The organism is Streptomyces sp. SudanB5_2050, assembly GCF_964272335.1.
GTDB lineage: Bacteria > Actinomycetota > Actinomycetes > Streptomycetales > Streptomycetaceae > Streptomyces > Streptomyces rochei.
Genome location: NZ_OZ186760.1, coordinates 6,883,883 through 6,897,920 on the forward strand (window position 1 = coordinate 6,883,883; position 14,038 = coordinate 6,897,920).

Annotated in this window: 11 protein-coding genes; 8 read left to right on the plus strand and 3 right to left on the minus strand. The window is 73.0% G+C overall.

The genetic code is table 11. From position 1 onward, the window contains the following. Nucleotides 1-62: 62 nt before the first annotated feature. A complete protein-coding gene (locus tag ACFZP7_RS30125; protein ID WP_031022067.1) occupies nt 63-506 on the minus strand; it encodes a hypothetical protein in 444 nt (147 codons plus the stop codon). Between the two features lie 485 nt (nt 507-991). Between ACFZP7_RS30125 and ACFZP7_RS30130 the strand changes: the two genes are divergently transcribed. Further along, the gene (locus ACFZP7_RS30130) at nt 992-1,165 is read left to right on the plus strand and encodes a hypothetical protein (RefSeq protein ID WP_019330403.1); all 174 of its coding nucleotides are present in this window, start codon (nt 992-994) and stop codon (nt 1,163-1,165) included. A gap of 45 nt (nt 1,166-1,210) precedes the next feature. Continuing rightward, nucleotides 1,211-1,693: a GNAT family N-acetyltransferase gene (locus tag ACFZP7_RS30135; protein ID WP_385637054.1), complete on the plus strand. Its 483-nt coding sequence runs from the start codon at nt 1,211-1,213 to the stop codon at nt 1,691-1,693. A gap of 8 nt (nt 1,694-1,701) precedes the next feature. On the opposite strand, the gene ACFZP7_RS30140 is transcribed toward ACFZP7_RS30135, so the two are convergent. Together ACFZP7_RS30140 and ACFZP7_RS30145 are read right to left on the minus strand one after the other, a co-directional pair. Next, the gene (locus ACFZP7_RS30140; RefSeq protein ID WP_385637057.1) at nt 1,702-3,045 is read right to left on the minus strand and encodes an amidase; all 1,344 of its coding nucleotides are present in this window, start codon (nt 3,043-3,045) and stop codon (nt 1,702-1,704) included. Nucleotides 3,046-3,160: 115 nt separating this feature from the next. Further along, the gene (locus ACFZP7_RS30145) at nt 3,161-4,207 is read right to left on the minus strand and encodes a LacI family DNA-binding transcriptional regulator (RefSeq protein WP_046249884.1); all 1,047 of its coding nucleotides are present in this window, start codon (nt 4,205-4,207) and stop codon (nt 3,161-3,163) included. A gap of 217 nt (nt 4,208-4,424) precedes the next feature. On the opposite strand from ACFZP7_RS30145, the gene ACFZP7_RS30150 reads away from it, so the two are divergent. The 6 genes from ACFZP7_RS30150 to ACFZP7_RS30175 are packed head-to-tail and all read left to right on the plus strand — an operon-like array spanning nt 4,425 to nt 14,020. After that, nucleotides 4,425-5,717, plus strand: a complete 1,293-nt coding sequence (locus ACFZP7_RS30150) for an extracellular solute-binding protein (protein WP_210952683.1) — start codon at nt 4,425-4,427, stop codon at nt 5,715-5,717. A 5-nt stretch (nt 5,718-5,722) separates the two neighbouring features. Then, the gene (locus ACFZP7_RS30155; protein ID WP_019330410.1) at nt 5,723-6,628 is read left to right on the plus strand and encodes a carbohydrate ABC transporter permease; all 906 of its coding nucleotides are present in this window, start codon (nt 5,723-5,725) and stop codon (nt 6,626-6,628) included. After that, nucleotides 6,625-7,536: a carbohydrate ABC transporter permease gene (locus tag ACFZP7_RS30160; RefSeq protein WP_385637061.1), complete on the plus strand. Its 912-nt coding sequence runs from the start codon at nt 6,625-6,627 to the stop codon at nt 7,534-7,536. Before ACFZP7_RS30155 ends, ACFZP7_RS30160 begins: the two co-directional genes overlap by 4 nt. 31 nt (nt 7,537-7,567) lie before the next feature. Beyond that, the gene (locus tag ACFZP7_RS30165; protein WP_385637063.1) at nt 7,568-8,863 is read left to right on the plus strand and encodes a glycosyl hydrolase; all 1,296 of its coding nucleotides are present in this window, start codon (nt 7,568-7,570) and stop codon (nt 8,861-8,863) included. After that, complete coding sequence (locus ACFZP7_RS30170; RefSeq protein WP_385637066.1) at nt 8,860-10,965, plus strand: endo-beta-N-acetylglucosaminidase; 2,106 nt, start codon at nt 8,860-8,862, stop codon at nt 10,963-10,965. Before ACFZP7_RS30165 ends, ACFZP7_RS30170 begins: the two co-directional genes overlap by 4 nt. Nucleotides 10,966-10,996: 31 nt before the next feature. Next, a complete protein-coding gene (locus ACFZP7_RS30175) occupies nt 10,997-14,020 on the plus strand; it encodes an alpha-mannosidase (RefSeq protein WP_385637069.1) in 3,024 nt (1,007 codons plus the stop codon). Nucleotides 14,021-14,038: the final 18 nt, after the last annotated feature.

The window sequence follows — 14,038 nt, forward strand, 5'->3', positions numbered from 1 at the left end:
GTCGGGGGCACCGCGCGGCCACCCGGACCTCGGGCACTCCGCGCGCCCTCCCGGCGCGTCCCTCAGTCGACCGCGCCCAGCCGCGAGTTGCGCGCGGCCGTCAGCTCCAGCACCGTGCGCCAGTCCTCCAGGACCCCGGCGTCGAACACCGCCGTGCGGGCCTCCTCCTGAGCCTGACGGAGGGTGGACAGGTCGTCGTCGTGCGCCCAGTCCCCGGGGCGGGCGCCGCGGCGCAGCAGACGGGCGACGCGGGCGCCGAGCAGCGGTCGCACCGCCTCGGCGGCCCGTCCCGCCGGACCGTCCGGCCACAGCAGCCGGCCCACGGGGGCGACCAGGCCGGCCACCTGCAGCTCCTTGTCGGCGGGACGGCGGCGGCGCAGCAGCGCGGCGGTGCGCAGCGCGTGCCCGTGCGGGTCCCCCGGCCCGCCGCCGTGCTCCCCGGCGGGCTGTTCGCCCCGGCAGGCGTACAGCAGGTCCATCAGCTCCTCGACGCTGCGCAGTTCCATGCCTCGGTCCTCCCACGAGACAGCCGTTGCCGACCGGCAGCAGAACATGGCGAGCTTGCGCCCCAGCCAACGGCGTCTGAACTGCGCGACCCGGCGCCGTCGGCATGCGAAAGTGTGGTCGCCGTGGTGGGCCGAACGGGTGAGTTACGTGCGGTGCACAAGCGGGCGAAACGGGCCATACTCGGGTCAACTGCGCGGGGAGTCAAGGGCAATGGTTGTCCCATGTTTTGAGCCCCATAGAGCGCACCCCCGCTCATTTGGTTAATCTGGAGCGGACGGACGCCAGCACAGGGTCCTACCCACACCCGGGGCCCACACCCGAGGTCCGTCACGGGACGAGCCGGTTCACCCCGGCCCGCTCCCGCACGAGTTGCCGGCGCCACCGCGTCCGAACTGCATTCGACCACACCCGAGCGGGCGCCGGGCGCCGGACGGCAGACCGGCCTGCGGGCCCCGAGGGTGACCCGACACATAAGGAGTGCGCGGTGACACCGGAGACGACGAGTCCAGAACAACGCCCCAAGGAACGCGCCGAGCGCGCGGGCCGCAGGCCCGGCGAGATCGGCAGCCTCGACGTGTGGGCCAGGTCCGCCCCCATCCGCCTCGCGGGCTACGAGGAGGACCTCGCCGAGCCGCACATCCTGCCCAGCGTGGACTGAACCCACCGGACGTGCCGCGCGCATGGGCGTGCGAGACTCACGCCCATGCTGATCAGGGAAGCGACGGCCGACGACTGGCCGCACATCTGGCCCTTCTGGCACCGCATCGTCGCCGCCGGCGAGACCTACGCCTGGGACCCGGACACCTCCGAGGAGGACGCCCGGGCCCTGTGGATGAACCCCGCCAAACGCGTCTACGTCACCGAGGACGGCACCGGAGCCGTCGTCGCCTCCGCCTACCTCACTCCCAACTACGGCGGCCCCGCCGCCCGCATCGCCAACGCCGGCTTCATGGTCGACCCCGACCGGGCCGGCCGCGGCACCGGACGCGCCCTCGCGGAGCACGTCCTGGCCGCCGCCCGCGCCGAGGGATACCGGGGCATGGTCTTCAACGCCGTCGTCGAGACCAATCCCGCCGTGCGGCTGTGGACCTTCCTCGGCTTCACCGTCCTCGGTACCGTGCCGGACGCCTTCGAGCACCCGCGCCACGGGCGGGTGGGCCTGCACGTCATGTACCGGGCGCTGTAGGGCGCCGGTCAGTCCAGCGGCGCCGTCCGCCGCCAGGGACGCAGCGCCTCGATCCGCTCCGCCAGCTCCAGCAGCGTCGCCTCCGACCCGGGCCGCCCCACCAGCTGCACGGCCGTCGGGGCGCCCGAGGGCAGGGTCCCGACCGGCACCGCCATGGCGGGCCAGCCGGTCAGGTTCCACGGCGGCGTGAAGGGCGAGTACGCCGAGTTGGCCGCGATGTTGCGCAGCCACCCGCGCTCGTGCCAGGCGGCGGCCCGCGGGGAGCGGCGGGCCAGCGCCGGGGTGAGCAGGACGTCGTACTCGGCGAAGAACGGCTCCAGCCGATCGCGCAGCGCCTGCCGGGCCGCGCCGGCGGCGGCCCGGCGGACGAGGGGCCGTCCGAGCGCCGCGTGGACCCTCGTGCGCCGGGACAGCAGCCGCCGGTCCAGCTCCCGCGCGTCCACGGACGTGCCGGCCGTCCAGTGGGCCAGGGCGCTCGCGCCCAGCGACGCCGGGTAGGGCGGCTCGGCCCGGCGCACCTGGTGCCCCGCCTTCATCAGCACCCCGGCCGCCTCCCGTACGGCGTCGGCGTACGGGCGGGAGACGGTGACGCCGGCCAGGGGGCTGCGCAGCGAGGCGGCGACGCGGAGGGCGCCAGGGTCCTCGCGGGACCGGAGGGCGGTGTCCGCGAGGACCGCGAGCATCAATCGCAGGTCCTCGACCGTCGTGGCCAGCGGGCCGTTCTCCGACATCCCGAACCAGTCGCCGTCGCCGATGCCGGCCGGGACCACGCCGTGCCCCGGCTTGAGGGTGACCAGGCCGCAGTTGGCCGCCGGTATGCGCAGCGAGCCCATTCCGTCGTTGCCGAGCGCCAGCGGCACCATCCCGGCGGCCACCGCCGCAGCGCTGCCGCCCGAGGAACCACCCGCCGAGCGGGCCGGGTCCCACGGGTTGCGGGCGGTGCCGTGCACGCCGTCGGTGGTGCCGAACACGCACAACTCGGGCACGTTGGTCAACCCCACCACCACCGCGCCGGCCGCCCGCAACCGGGCCACGGTGACGTGGTCGGACCCGGCCGGCGCGTCCGGCGTCGCGGCGGAGCCGACCCGGACCGACTCCCCGCGCACGGCGAGGTTGTCCTTGACCGCCACCGGTACGCCCGCCAGCGGCAGTTCGCCCAGGTCGCCGCGGGCGCCGACCTCGTCGGCCTCGGTGAGCGCCGCCTCGGCCCGCACCGCGCGGAAGGCGCCGATCCGGCCGTCGAGCCGCTCGATCCGGGCCAGGTGCCGCGCCACCACCTCGCGGGGCGTGGCCCGCTTCTCGCGGACGGCGGCGGCGATCTCGGCGGCGGTCCGGCCGGCCCAGTCGGTCACGGGGGCTCCTCGGGATGCGGAGGGACGGGATTACTGGCGAGTACGCAGGATGCACTCTGCCCGTCCGGACACCTCCGCGTCGAGAGCGCGGGACCCGCGGACCGGTCACATCCGCCTAGGCCCGCCGGGCCGGGCCCGTGCTGTCCCGTTCGATCAGCCGCGGCACCGGGACCCGGACGGTGCGGGCGGGGCCGCCGTCCAGCAGGGCGGTCAGCTCCGTCGCCGCCGTGCGGCCGAACTCCACACTGTCCCGGGACAGCGCGGACAGCCACGGCTTGACCATGCGGCACAGCGCCGAGTCCTCCCAGGCCACCACCGACACGTCCGACGGCACCGAGAAGCCGAGACCGGCCGCGGCGGCGACCCCGGCGACGGCCATCACGTCGTTGTCGTAGACCAGGGCGGTCGGGGGAGCGGGGGCCTCCAGCACCCGGCGGGTGACCGCGGCGCCCTCGGCGTCGGAGTAGTCGGTGGTCACCGACTGCACCTCCGTCAGCCCCCGCCGCTCCGCCTCGGCGCGCAGGGCCCTGATCCGGCGCTCGGTGTGGGCGAGGCCCGGCAGCCCGGCGATGTGCGCGATCCGCCGGTGGCCCCGCGCGAACAGCCCGTCGACCAGCGCGGTCATCGCGCCGGCGTCGTCCGCCCACACGGTCGACAGCCCCGGGTGCCGCTCGTCCGGCGCCCCGCCGATCACGACGGCCGGCAGCCCGAGTCCGTCGAGCAGATCCGGTCGCGGATCGTCGGTGCGCGGGTCGACCACCAGGACCCCGTCCACCCGGTGCTCGGCCCACCAGCGCCGGTAGACCCCGCACTCCTCCTCGACGTCCTCGGCCACCTGGAACAGCAGCCCCAGATGGCGCCGCGCCAGCACCTCCTGGATGCCGGAGACCAGTTGCAGGAAGAACGAGTCCACGCCGAGCGTGTGCGCGGGCCGGGCCAGCACGAAGCCGACCGTGGCCGCGCCCTCGCCGGACAGCGCGCGCGCCGCCGTGCTGGGCCGCCAGCCCAGCTGCTCGGCGACCCGGCGGACCCGGTCACGGGTGACCTCGGAGACCCCCGGCCGGTCGTTCAGCGCGAAGGAGACCGCGCTCTCGGATACGCCGGCCCGCCGTGCGATGTCCTTCATCGTCGGCCGGCGCGCGGCGGGCCGCTTGGCCGACATGCGCGTTCCTTTCTTCCCTGCGTGAGCTAAAGCGCTTGAGTGAAAAGATCCTAAAGCGCATTAGTCAGGGATGGCAAGTGTCGGTCTATAACCCATCTGACCTGGACTAATGCGAGCTGAGGCGCATTAGTTCCCGTGAATCCATTGACTTTCTCCGAACGGGGCGTGCATCGTCGTCGGCATCCCACCGCCGACGTCCTCAGGGAGACGTGTCACCGTGCCCACCTCGCGCAGAACACTCGCCGTCGCCGCCGTAGCCGCCCTCCTCCTGCCGCTGAGCGCCTGCGGCTCCGGGGGCGGCGGCGGGGGCTCGACCGACGCCTCGGGCAAGGTCGAGGGCGACATCACCTTCCAGACCTGGAACCTGCGGGCCAACTTCAAGGACTACTTCGAGGGCCTGATCGCCGAGTTCGAGAAGAAGTACCCCGGGACCGACGTCAAGTGGGTCGACCAGCCCGGCGAGGGCTACGCCGACAAGATCAGCGCCGACGCGGCGGGCGGCACCCTGCCCGACGTCGTCAACGTCTCCCCGGACCTCGTCGCCCCGCTCGCCGAGGCCGGCCTCGCCCTCGATCTGGACAAGGCCGCCGGCCAGTACGCGAAGGAGTACCTGGACGGCGCCTGGGCCAGCCACCGGATACCGGGCACGGAGGGCACCTACGCCTTCCCCTGGTACCTCAACACCGGCCCGCTCTTCTACAACAAGACGCTCTTCGAGAAGGCCGGACTCGACCCCGAGCAGCCGCCGAAGACGTACGACGACCTCTTCGACTCGGCCCTGACGATCGCCGAGAAGACCGACGGCGAGGTCGCCACCCTGGCCAACGTGCCCACCATCGAGGACTTCGGCCGCTACGGCGTACCGCTCATGAACGAGGAGGGCACCGCCTTCACGTTCGACGACGCCAAGGGCGTCGAACTCCTCACCCGGTACAAGGAGCTGTACGACGCGGGCGCCCTGGACGCGCAGGCGCTGACGGCGACGCCCGAGTCCTCCGGCAAGAAGTTCCTCACCGGAGCCGTCGCCATGAACCCGGGCAGCGCGCTCGACCTCGCCAACTTCAAGAAGCAGGCGCCGAGCCTGTACGAGAACATCGGCATCACCGACCAGATCACCAGCACCGGGCACGTCAACATGTACGTGATGGGCCTCATGGTCAACTCCCAGAGCGACCGCAAGCCCGCCGCGGTGGCCTTCGCGCACTTCGTCACCGACGCGGCGCACCAGATGTCGTTCGCCAAGCAGGTCGCCATCTTCCCGAGCACCGCCGGTTCGCTGGACGACCCGTACTTCACCGAGGAGGACGGCACCGACGAGACCCGCGTCCGCGTCGCGGCCGCCAAGTCGCTGAAGACCGCCGTCAACTACACGCCGGTGCTGTTCAGCGAGCAGATGAAGACCGAGCTGCGCAACGAGGTCGCCAAGGCGTTGCAGGGCAAGCAGAGCCCGAAGGAAGCTCTTGACAACGCTGTCAAGAGCTGTGACCGGCTCCTGAAGCAGCAGGGCTGAGCTTCATGGCCAGCACCGCCGTGTCCTCCGGCGCGCGCCGGATCCGACGCCAACTGCCGACCAGCCCCTGGCTGTTCGCCGCGCCAGGACTGCTGATCGCCGGCGCCTTCATCCTCTACCCGTTCGTCTCGACGCTGGTCAACGCCTTCACCGACCGCCGGACCCTGGTCCCGGGCGAGTTCGTCGGCCTGGCCAACTTCCGCGAGCTGCTCCACGACGACATGTTCTGGATCGGCCTGCGCAACAGCTCCCTGTACGTCCTCGGGGTCGTGCCCGCGCTCGTCCTGCTGCCGCTGCTGCTCGCGCTGCTCGTGCACAAGAGCATCCCCGGCATCACCTTCTTCCGGTCCGCCTTCTACACCCCGGTCGTCGCCTCGATCGTGGTCGTCGGGCTGATCTGGGTGTGGATGCTGGACGAGCGCGGCCTGGTCAACTCGCTGCTGGAGACCGTCGGCGTCGGCCGGATCGGCTTCCTGAGCGACCAGTGGCTGATCCTGCTCAGCGCCATGGCCGTCACGGTCTGGAAGGGCCTCGGCTACTACATGATCATCTACCTCGCGGCGCTCGCCAACGTGCCCCGCGAACTGCACGAGGCGGCGGCGGTGGACGGCGCGGGCCCCGTCCGCCGCTTCCTCTCCGTCACCGTGCCCGCCGTGCGCTCCACCATGGTCCTGGTCGCGGCCCTGGCCTCGGTCGCCGCGTTCAAGGTGTTCTCCGAGGTGTACCTGATGGCGGGCCCCAGCGGCGGCCCGGCGGGCGAGGACACCACCCTCGTCATGCTCGTCCAGCGCACCGGCACCGGCCTGACCGGCCGCGTCGGGTACGCCTCGGCCATCTCCGTCGTCGTCTTCGCCGTCACCCTCGTCCTGATGCTGCTCGTGCTGCGAGCCGACCGGAAGGAGGAGTCGTGAGCGTCCTGGAGAAGGTCCGCCCCGCCCCGCAGCGGCCGGCCGCCACCGCCCGCGAGCCCCGGATCACCGACGAGAACGGCCGGCGGATACGCGTGTGGGAACTCGTCCTGCGCTACCTGCTGCTGCTCGGCGTGCTCGCCCTGACCGTCGGCCCGTTCCTGTGGCAGCTGTCGACCTCGCTGAAGGGCCCGACGGAGGACATCTTCAGCTCCCCGCCGAGGTTCCTGCCCTCCGACCCCACCCCGCACAACTACGAGCGGGTCGCCGAGACCATCCCCGTCTGGGACTACGCCCTCAACTCGCTGAAGGTCGCCCTCGCCAACGTCGTGACCAACTGCGTCGGCGCCGCGCTCGCGGGCTACGCCCTGGCCCGGCTGCGCTACCGGGGCCGCCGCGTCGCCACCCTGGTCTTCATCCTGACCATGCTCGTCCCGGTCGAGGGCATCATCATCGCCCAGTTCACCACCATGCGGGAACTCGGCCTCAACAACACCCTGATCGGCGTCCTGCTGCCCGGCTGCGTCAGCGCCCTCAACGTGCTGCTGATGCGCAACGCCTTCCTCAACCTGCCCTACGAGATCGAGGAGGCGGCCTACGTCGACGGCGCCAACGTCTGGCAGCGGTTCCTGCGCATCGCCCTGCCGGCCGTGAAGGGCACCCTCGCGGTCGTCGCGATCTTCGCGTTCATGGGGTCCTGGGACGACTTCCTGTGGCCGCTGATCGTGCTGAGCGACCCCGCCAACTTCACGCTCACCATCGGTCTCAACTACCTGCACGGCACCTTCGCCAACGACGAGCGGCTCGTCGCCGCGGGCACGATCATCGCCGTGGCGCCGCTGATCGTCCTCTTCGCCTGCCTCCAGCGGTACTTCTTCCGCGGGGTCGGCGAGGGCGCGGTCAAGGGCTGAACCACCCGCTTCCCCCTCACAAGGACACCGCATGCCTTCTGCCGTGCGCTTCGGCGTCAACTACACCCCGAGCGAGGGGTGGTTCCACCACTGGCTCGACTTCGACCTCGACTCCGTACGCGCCGACCTCGACTCGATCGCCGCACTGGACATGGACCACATCCGCGTCTTCCCGCTGTGGCCCTACTTCCAGCCCAACCGCTCCCTCGTCCGCCGGCGGGCGGTCGAGCACCTGGTGGCGCTGGTCGACGCGGCCGGCGAGCGGGGCCTCGACGTCAACGTCGACGGCCTCCAGGGCCACCTGAGCAGCTTCGACTTCCTCCCGGCCTGGACCCGCACCTGGCACCGCCGCAACCTCTTCACCGACCCCGACGCCCTCGACGGCCAGGCCACCTACCTGCGCACCCTCGCCGCCGCCCTGGCCGGCCGGTCCAACTTCCTCGGCATGACCCTCGGCAACGAGGTCAACCAGTTCTCCGCCGGGCCCCACCCCGACCCCGACCGGGCCACCGAAGACCAGATCGACGCCTGGCTGGAGCGGATGCTCGCCGCCTGCGAGGAGGGCGCCCCCGGGCGGACGCACCTGCACGCCGAGTACGACGCGACGTGGTACCAGGACGACCAGCCCTTCACCCCCGCCCAGGCCGCCCGGCGGGGCGCCGTGACGGCCGTGCACTCCTGGGTCTTCAACGGCACCGCCCAGCGCCACGGCCGCGCCTCCGTGCCCAGCGAGCACCACGCCGCCTATCTGGTCGAGCTGAGCAAGGCATGGGCCGACGACCCCCACCGCCCGGTGTGGCTGCAGGAGGTCGGCGCCCCCGCGCCCCTGGTCCCCGCCGAGCACGCCGCCGCTTTCACCGAGGCGACCGTCGAGAACGCGCTGGACTGCCCCGACCTGTGGGGCGTCACCTGGTGGTGCTCCCACGACGTGTCCCGCTCGCTGGCCGACTTCCCCGAGCTGGAGTACGGGCTCGGGCTGCTCACCAACGACCGGCGTCCCAAGGAAGCGGCCCGGGTCCTGGCCCGGGCGGCCCGCGCGGCAGCCGCGGGGACCCGCCCGGCCCCCGCACCGCGCACCACCGCGCTGACCGTCCCGGCCGACCCCGCCGCACGCTCGGCCTGCGCACCCGGCGGCGCCGTCTTCGACGCCTTCTTCCGGCTGGTCGCCGACGGCGCCCGCCCCACCACCGTCCTCGACACGCGCGCCGCGGACACCGGCCACCTCACGGCGCGCGGCATCACCGAGGTCGTCACCCCCGACCAGGTACTCCCCACCCCGCACGGGCCCGACGGATCACCGGTTCGCCAAGGAGGCACCCGCTCGTGAACCCCACCCGACGCACCGTCCTGCTCGCCGGCGCGGGCACCGCCGCCGCCCTGTGGTCCGCGCGCTCGGCGAGCGCCGCACCCGGGAGCCCCGCCCGGTCCGCGGCACCGCTCCAGCCGTACGCCTCCTACTGGTTCCCCGACTCGCTGCCGTCCGGCACCCCGGGCGACGGCATCACCTGGCGCAGCCTCAAGCAGTGGCGCGCGGCCGACGACCCCGACCTCCCCTTCAACACCGCCTCCGTGCCGCTCGCCGACCGCTTCACCCCGACCCCCGCCAACACCACCGCCCGCGCGGGGCAGGCCCGCATCCAGGCCCTGGTCTCCTTCGGCCCCACCGCGGGCAACCCCTCCCAGGGCTCGGCCACCGCCGACCACTACGCCCTCACCCACTGGGCGTACGTCGACGAACTCGTCTTCTGGGGCGGCTCCTCGGGCGAGGGACTGATCCTCGCCCCGAACGCGCCCGTCGTCGACGCCGCCCACCGCCACGGCGTACCCGTCCTCGGCAACGTCTTCCTGCCGCCCGCCGCCTACGGCGGCCAACTGCGCTGGACCCGCGACCTGGTGCAGAAGGACGCCGCGGGACGTCACCCGCTCGCCGGGCGACTGGTCGCGGTCGCCGAGGCGTACGGCTTCGACGGCTGGTTCGTCAACGCGGAGACCGGGGGAGGGGACGCCGCGCTCGGCGCGGACATGCGGAGCTTCCTGCGGGAGCTGAAGTCCCTCGCCTCGGCCAAGGGACAGCGGGTGACCTGGTACGACTCGATGACCGTGGACGGCGCGGTCAGCTGGCAAGGTGCCCTGAACGACCGGAACCAGGCGTTCTTCGAGGCCGCCGACGCCATGTTCGTCGACTTCCGCTGGACGGCCGACCGCCTCGCCTCCTCGGGCGAGCGGGCCGAAGGGCTCGGCCGCGGCCGCTACGAGCTGTGGGCCGGCGTGGACGTGGAGGCGAACGGCTGGAACACCTCCGAGAACTGGGACGCGATCGTGCCGCGGGACGGCGCGCACACGACGTCGATCGGCCTGTACCGGCCCGAGTGGACCCGCAACCACCTCCCCGAGGACCGGCGGACACCGGGCGACTTCCACGCCGCCGACGACCGGTTCTGGACGGGCGAGTCGCTCGACCCGTCCCGCCCGGACGGCGGGGACTCCTGGCGCGCGCCCGCCGTGTCGGTCGCCGACCGGTCGACGGTGACGTCCCTGCCGTTCGCCAGCAGCTTCAACACCGGGCACGGGCTGCGGTGGTACGAGGAGGGCGTCGTGACCTCGGACGCGGCGTGGAACCACCTCGGACTCCAGGACCGGATGCCCGCGCGGCGATGGGTGGTCCGCACCGAGGGCACGCGTCCGACCGTCGGTTTCGACTTCGCGGACGCCTGGCGCGGTGGCAGCAGCGTGCTGGTCGACGGTGAACTCGACGCGCCGACGGTACTGGACCTCTACGCGACCCGGTGTCCCATGGGTGTGAACACCGTTGTCGAGCTGACGCACCGCACGGACGCCGGCGCGGTGACGGTCGAACTCGCCGTCGCCACGGAAGAGGCCGGTGAACCGGGCGCGGCACCGCCGTACCGGTGGCTGCCGGTGACCGCGGCGAGGACGGTGAAGTCGGTCAACGGCTGGCAGACGGCGACCGTCCCGCTCACGGGGCTGACCGGCACGCGAACCGGCACGCCGACCGGCACGCGACACGGCAGACGCAACGACGGACGGAACCGCACCGGCACACTGCACGCCATCGGCGTCCGGCTCACCGCCGCCCAGGGGCCCGTGCGATGGAGACTGGGAGGTCTCGCCGTCCGCGACCGGGCACCGGAGACCCCAGGCGCCCCCACGGCCCTGCGCGTCACCGCCGCGAGCGGCGGAGACCTGCGCTTCGCCTGGAACCGGCCACCGGGCGACCTGCGCCACCACATCCTCCACCGCGTGCTGCCCGACGGCACCCGCCGCTTCCTCGGCGGCACCTGCCAGCGGGCCTGGTTCGCGGGCGGGCTCCGGCCCGAGCCCGGCGAGCGCGCCGCACGATTCGAAGTGCGCGCCGTTGGGGAGCTGTACACCACGTCCGCTCCCGCGACCGTCACCCACTCCTGGTAACCACCCGCCCCACCGACCCCGGAGCACCCGCATGCATGACGACCGCAACCTGGTCGAAGCCCGCCTCAAGCGCGTCCTCGACGAGCGCGTCCGCCCCGCCGTGTACCCCGAGTCCGTGCCCCTGGACGTGGCCGTCTGGAACGCGCCCGGCGAGCCCGTGCCGGTCGAGGAGGGACTCGCGGCCGAACCCGAACCCGTCGAGGTGGGCGCCCGCTGGGGCGCGCCCTGGGGCACCAGCTGGTTCCGCGTCACCGGCACCGTGCCCGAGGAGTGGGCCGGGAAGACCGTCGAGGCCATCCTCGACCTCGGCTTCGACGAGAACATGCCCGGCTTCCAGTGCGAGGGCCTGGTCTACCGGCCCGACGGCACCCCGGTGAAGGGTCTCAACCCGCGCAACCAGTGGGTGCGGATCGGCGCCCCCGTCGAGGGCGGCGAGGAGGTCCGCCTGCACATCGAGGCGGCCTCCAACCCGGTCATCCTCGACTACCACCCCTTCGTGCCCACCCCGCTCGGCGACAAGGACACCGCGGGCAGCGAGCCGCAGTACACCCTCGCCCGCATGGACCTCGCCGTCCTCGACGAGACAGTGTGGAACCTGGTGCTCGACCTGGAGGTGCTCGGCGAGCTGATGGCCGAGCTGCCGGTGGAGTCGCCGCGCCGCTGGGAGATCCTGCGCGCGGTGGACCGGGCGCTGGACGCCATCGACCTCCAGGACGTGAACGGCACGGCGCGAGCCGCCCGCTCCCGCCTCACCGAGGTGCTGTCGGCCCCCGCCGTCCCCTCCGCGCACCGCGTCAGCGCCGTCGGTCACGCGCACATCGACTCGGCGTGGCTGTGGCCGCTGCGCGAGACCGTGCGCAAGGTGGCCCGCACCACCTCCAACATGACCGCCCTGCTGGAGGACGAGCCGGACTTCGTCTTCGCCATGTCGCAGGCCCAGCAGTGGGCGTGGGTGCGCGACCACCGGCCCGAGGTGTGGGCCCGGGTCAAGAAGGCCGTGGCCGACGGACGGTTCGTGCCGGCCGGCGGCATGTGGGTGGAGTCGGACACCAACATGCCCGGATCGGAGGCGATGGCCCGCCAGTTCGTGCACGGCAAGCGCTTCTTCCTCGACGAGTTCGGCGTCGAGAACGACGAGGCGTGGCTGCCGGACACCTTCGGCTTCGCGGCCGGACTGCCGCAGATCATCAAGGCGGCCGGCGCCAAGTACCTGCTGACGCAGAAGATCTCCTGGTCGCAGACGAACAAGTTCCCGCACCACACCTTCCGCTGGGAGGGCATCGACGGCACCCGGATCTTCACCCACTTCCCGCCCGTCGACACCTACAACTGCTCGATGAAGGGCAGCGAGATCGCCCACGCGGCGAGGAACTTCAAGGACAAGGGGGTGGCCCGGCACTCCCTGGCCCCCACCGGCTGGGGCGACGGAGGCGGCGGCACCACCCGCGAGATGGTCGCCAAGGCCGCCCGCCTGCGCGACCTGGAGGGCTCGGCGACGGTCGAGTGGGAGACCCCGCACGCCTTCTTCGAGAAGGCCGAGGCCGAGAACCCGCACCCGCCCGTCTGGGTCGGCGAGCTGTACCTCGAACTGCACCGCGCCACCCTCACCAGCCAGGCCAAGACCAAGCAGGGCAACCGACGCAGCGAACACCTGCTGCGCGAGGCCGAGCTGTGGGCGGCGACGGCGGCCGTCCGCACCGGGTTCCCCTACCCGTACGACGACCTGGACCGCATCTGGAAGACCGTCCTGCTGCACCAGTTCCACGACATCCTGCCCGGCTCCTCCATCGCGTGGGTGCACCGCGAGGCCCGCGCCACCTACGACCGGGTCGCCGCCGAACTGAACGGCATCGTCGACGCCGCCCAGCGCGCCCTGGCCGGGGAGGGCGACACTCCGCTGGTCTTCAACTCCGCCCCGCATCCCCGCAGCGGCGTCCGGGCGGGCGCCGCCGCCACCGTCGTCGCCGAGGGCCGCACCGGCCTCGCCCCCCGGCCCGACGGCGGGCACGTCCTCGACAACGGCCTGCTCCGCGTCGAGATCGACGCACGCGGCCTGGTGGTGTCGGCGTACGACCTGACCGCCGACCGCGAGACCATCGCGCCCGGCACGGCGGGCAACCTGCTCCAGCTGCACCCCGACTTCCCCAACATGTGGGACGCCTGGGACGTCGACGCGTTCTACCGCAACACGGTCACCGACCTCAACGACGCCGACGAGGTGACCCCCGGCGACGACGGCGCCTCGGTGCGGATCGTCCGCTCCTTCGGCTCCTCCCGCGTCACCCAGGTGCTCACCCTGCCGCCCGGGGAGCGGCGTCTCGAGGTGGACACGGAGGTCGACTGGCACGAGACGGAGAAGTTCCTCAAGCTCGCCTTCCCGCTCGACGTGCACGCCGAACGGTACGCCTCGGAGACCCAGTTCGGGCACTTCCACCGGCCCACCCACACCAACACCAGCTGGGAGGCGGCCAAGTTCGAGGCCTGCAACCACCGCTTCGTCCACCTGGAGGAGCCCGGCTGGGGCGTCGCCGTCGTCAACGACTCGACGTACGGCCACGACGTCACCCGCACCGTCCGCACCGACGGCGACGAAGGCACGACCACCACCGTCCGGGTCTCCCTGCTGCGCGCCCCGCGCTTCCCCGACCCCGAGACCGACCAGGGCGTGCACCGCTTCCGGCACGCGCTGGTGCCCGGCGCGGGCATCGGCGACGCCGTGCGCGAGGGCTGGCGGATCAACCTGCCCGAGCGCCGGGTCACCGGCGCCGGCGAGGTGGCGCCGCTGGTCTCGGTCGACCGGGACGCGGTCGTGATCACCGCGGTCAAGCTCGCCGACGACGGCAGCGGCGACGTCGTGGTCCGCTTCCACGAGGCCCACGGCGGCCGGGCGCGGGCCACCCTGACGGCCGGTTTCCCGGTCGCGGGCGTGGCGGTCACCGACCTGCTGGAGCGTCCGCTCGCCGGGGAGGAGGCCGCGGCCGAGGCGGACGGCGACCGGATCGCCGTACGGCTGCGTCCCTTCCAGCTGATGACCCTGCGGCTGAAGCGCGCCTGACGCCTCCGGCGGACCCGG

Bases quoted from the DNA above. Each gene is read 5' to 3' on its own strand.
- ACFZP7_RS30175 (WP_385637069.1), top strand. From the start codon at position 10,997: ATGCATGACGACCGCAACCTGGTCGAAGCCCGCCTCAAGCGCGTCCTC.
- ACFZP7_RS30165 (WP_385637063.1), top strand. From the start codon at position 7,568: ATGCCTTCTGCCGTGCGCTTCGGCGTCAACTACACCCCGAGCGAGGGG.
- ACFZP7_RS30135 (WP_385637054.1), top strand. From the start codon at position 1,211: ATGCTGATCAGGGAAGCGACGGCCGACGACTGGCCGCACATCTGGCCC.
- ACFZP7_RS30155 (WP_019330410.1), top strand. From the start codon at position 5,723: ATGGCCAGCACCGCCGTGTCCTCCGGCGCGCGCCGGATCCGACGCCAA.
- ACFZP7_RS30145 (WP_046249884.1), bottom strand. From the start codon at position 4,207: ATGTCGGCCAAGCGGCCCGCCGCGCGCCGGCCGACGATGAAGGACATC.
- ACFZP7_RS30125 (WP_031022067.1), bottom strand. From the start codon at position 506: ATGGAACTGCGCAGCGTCGAGGAGCTGATGGACCTGCTGTACGCCTGC.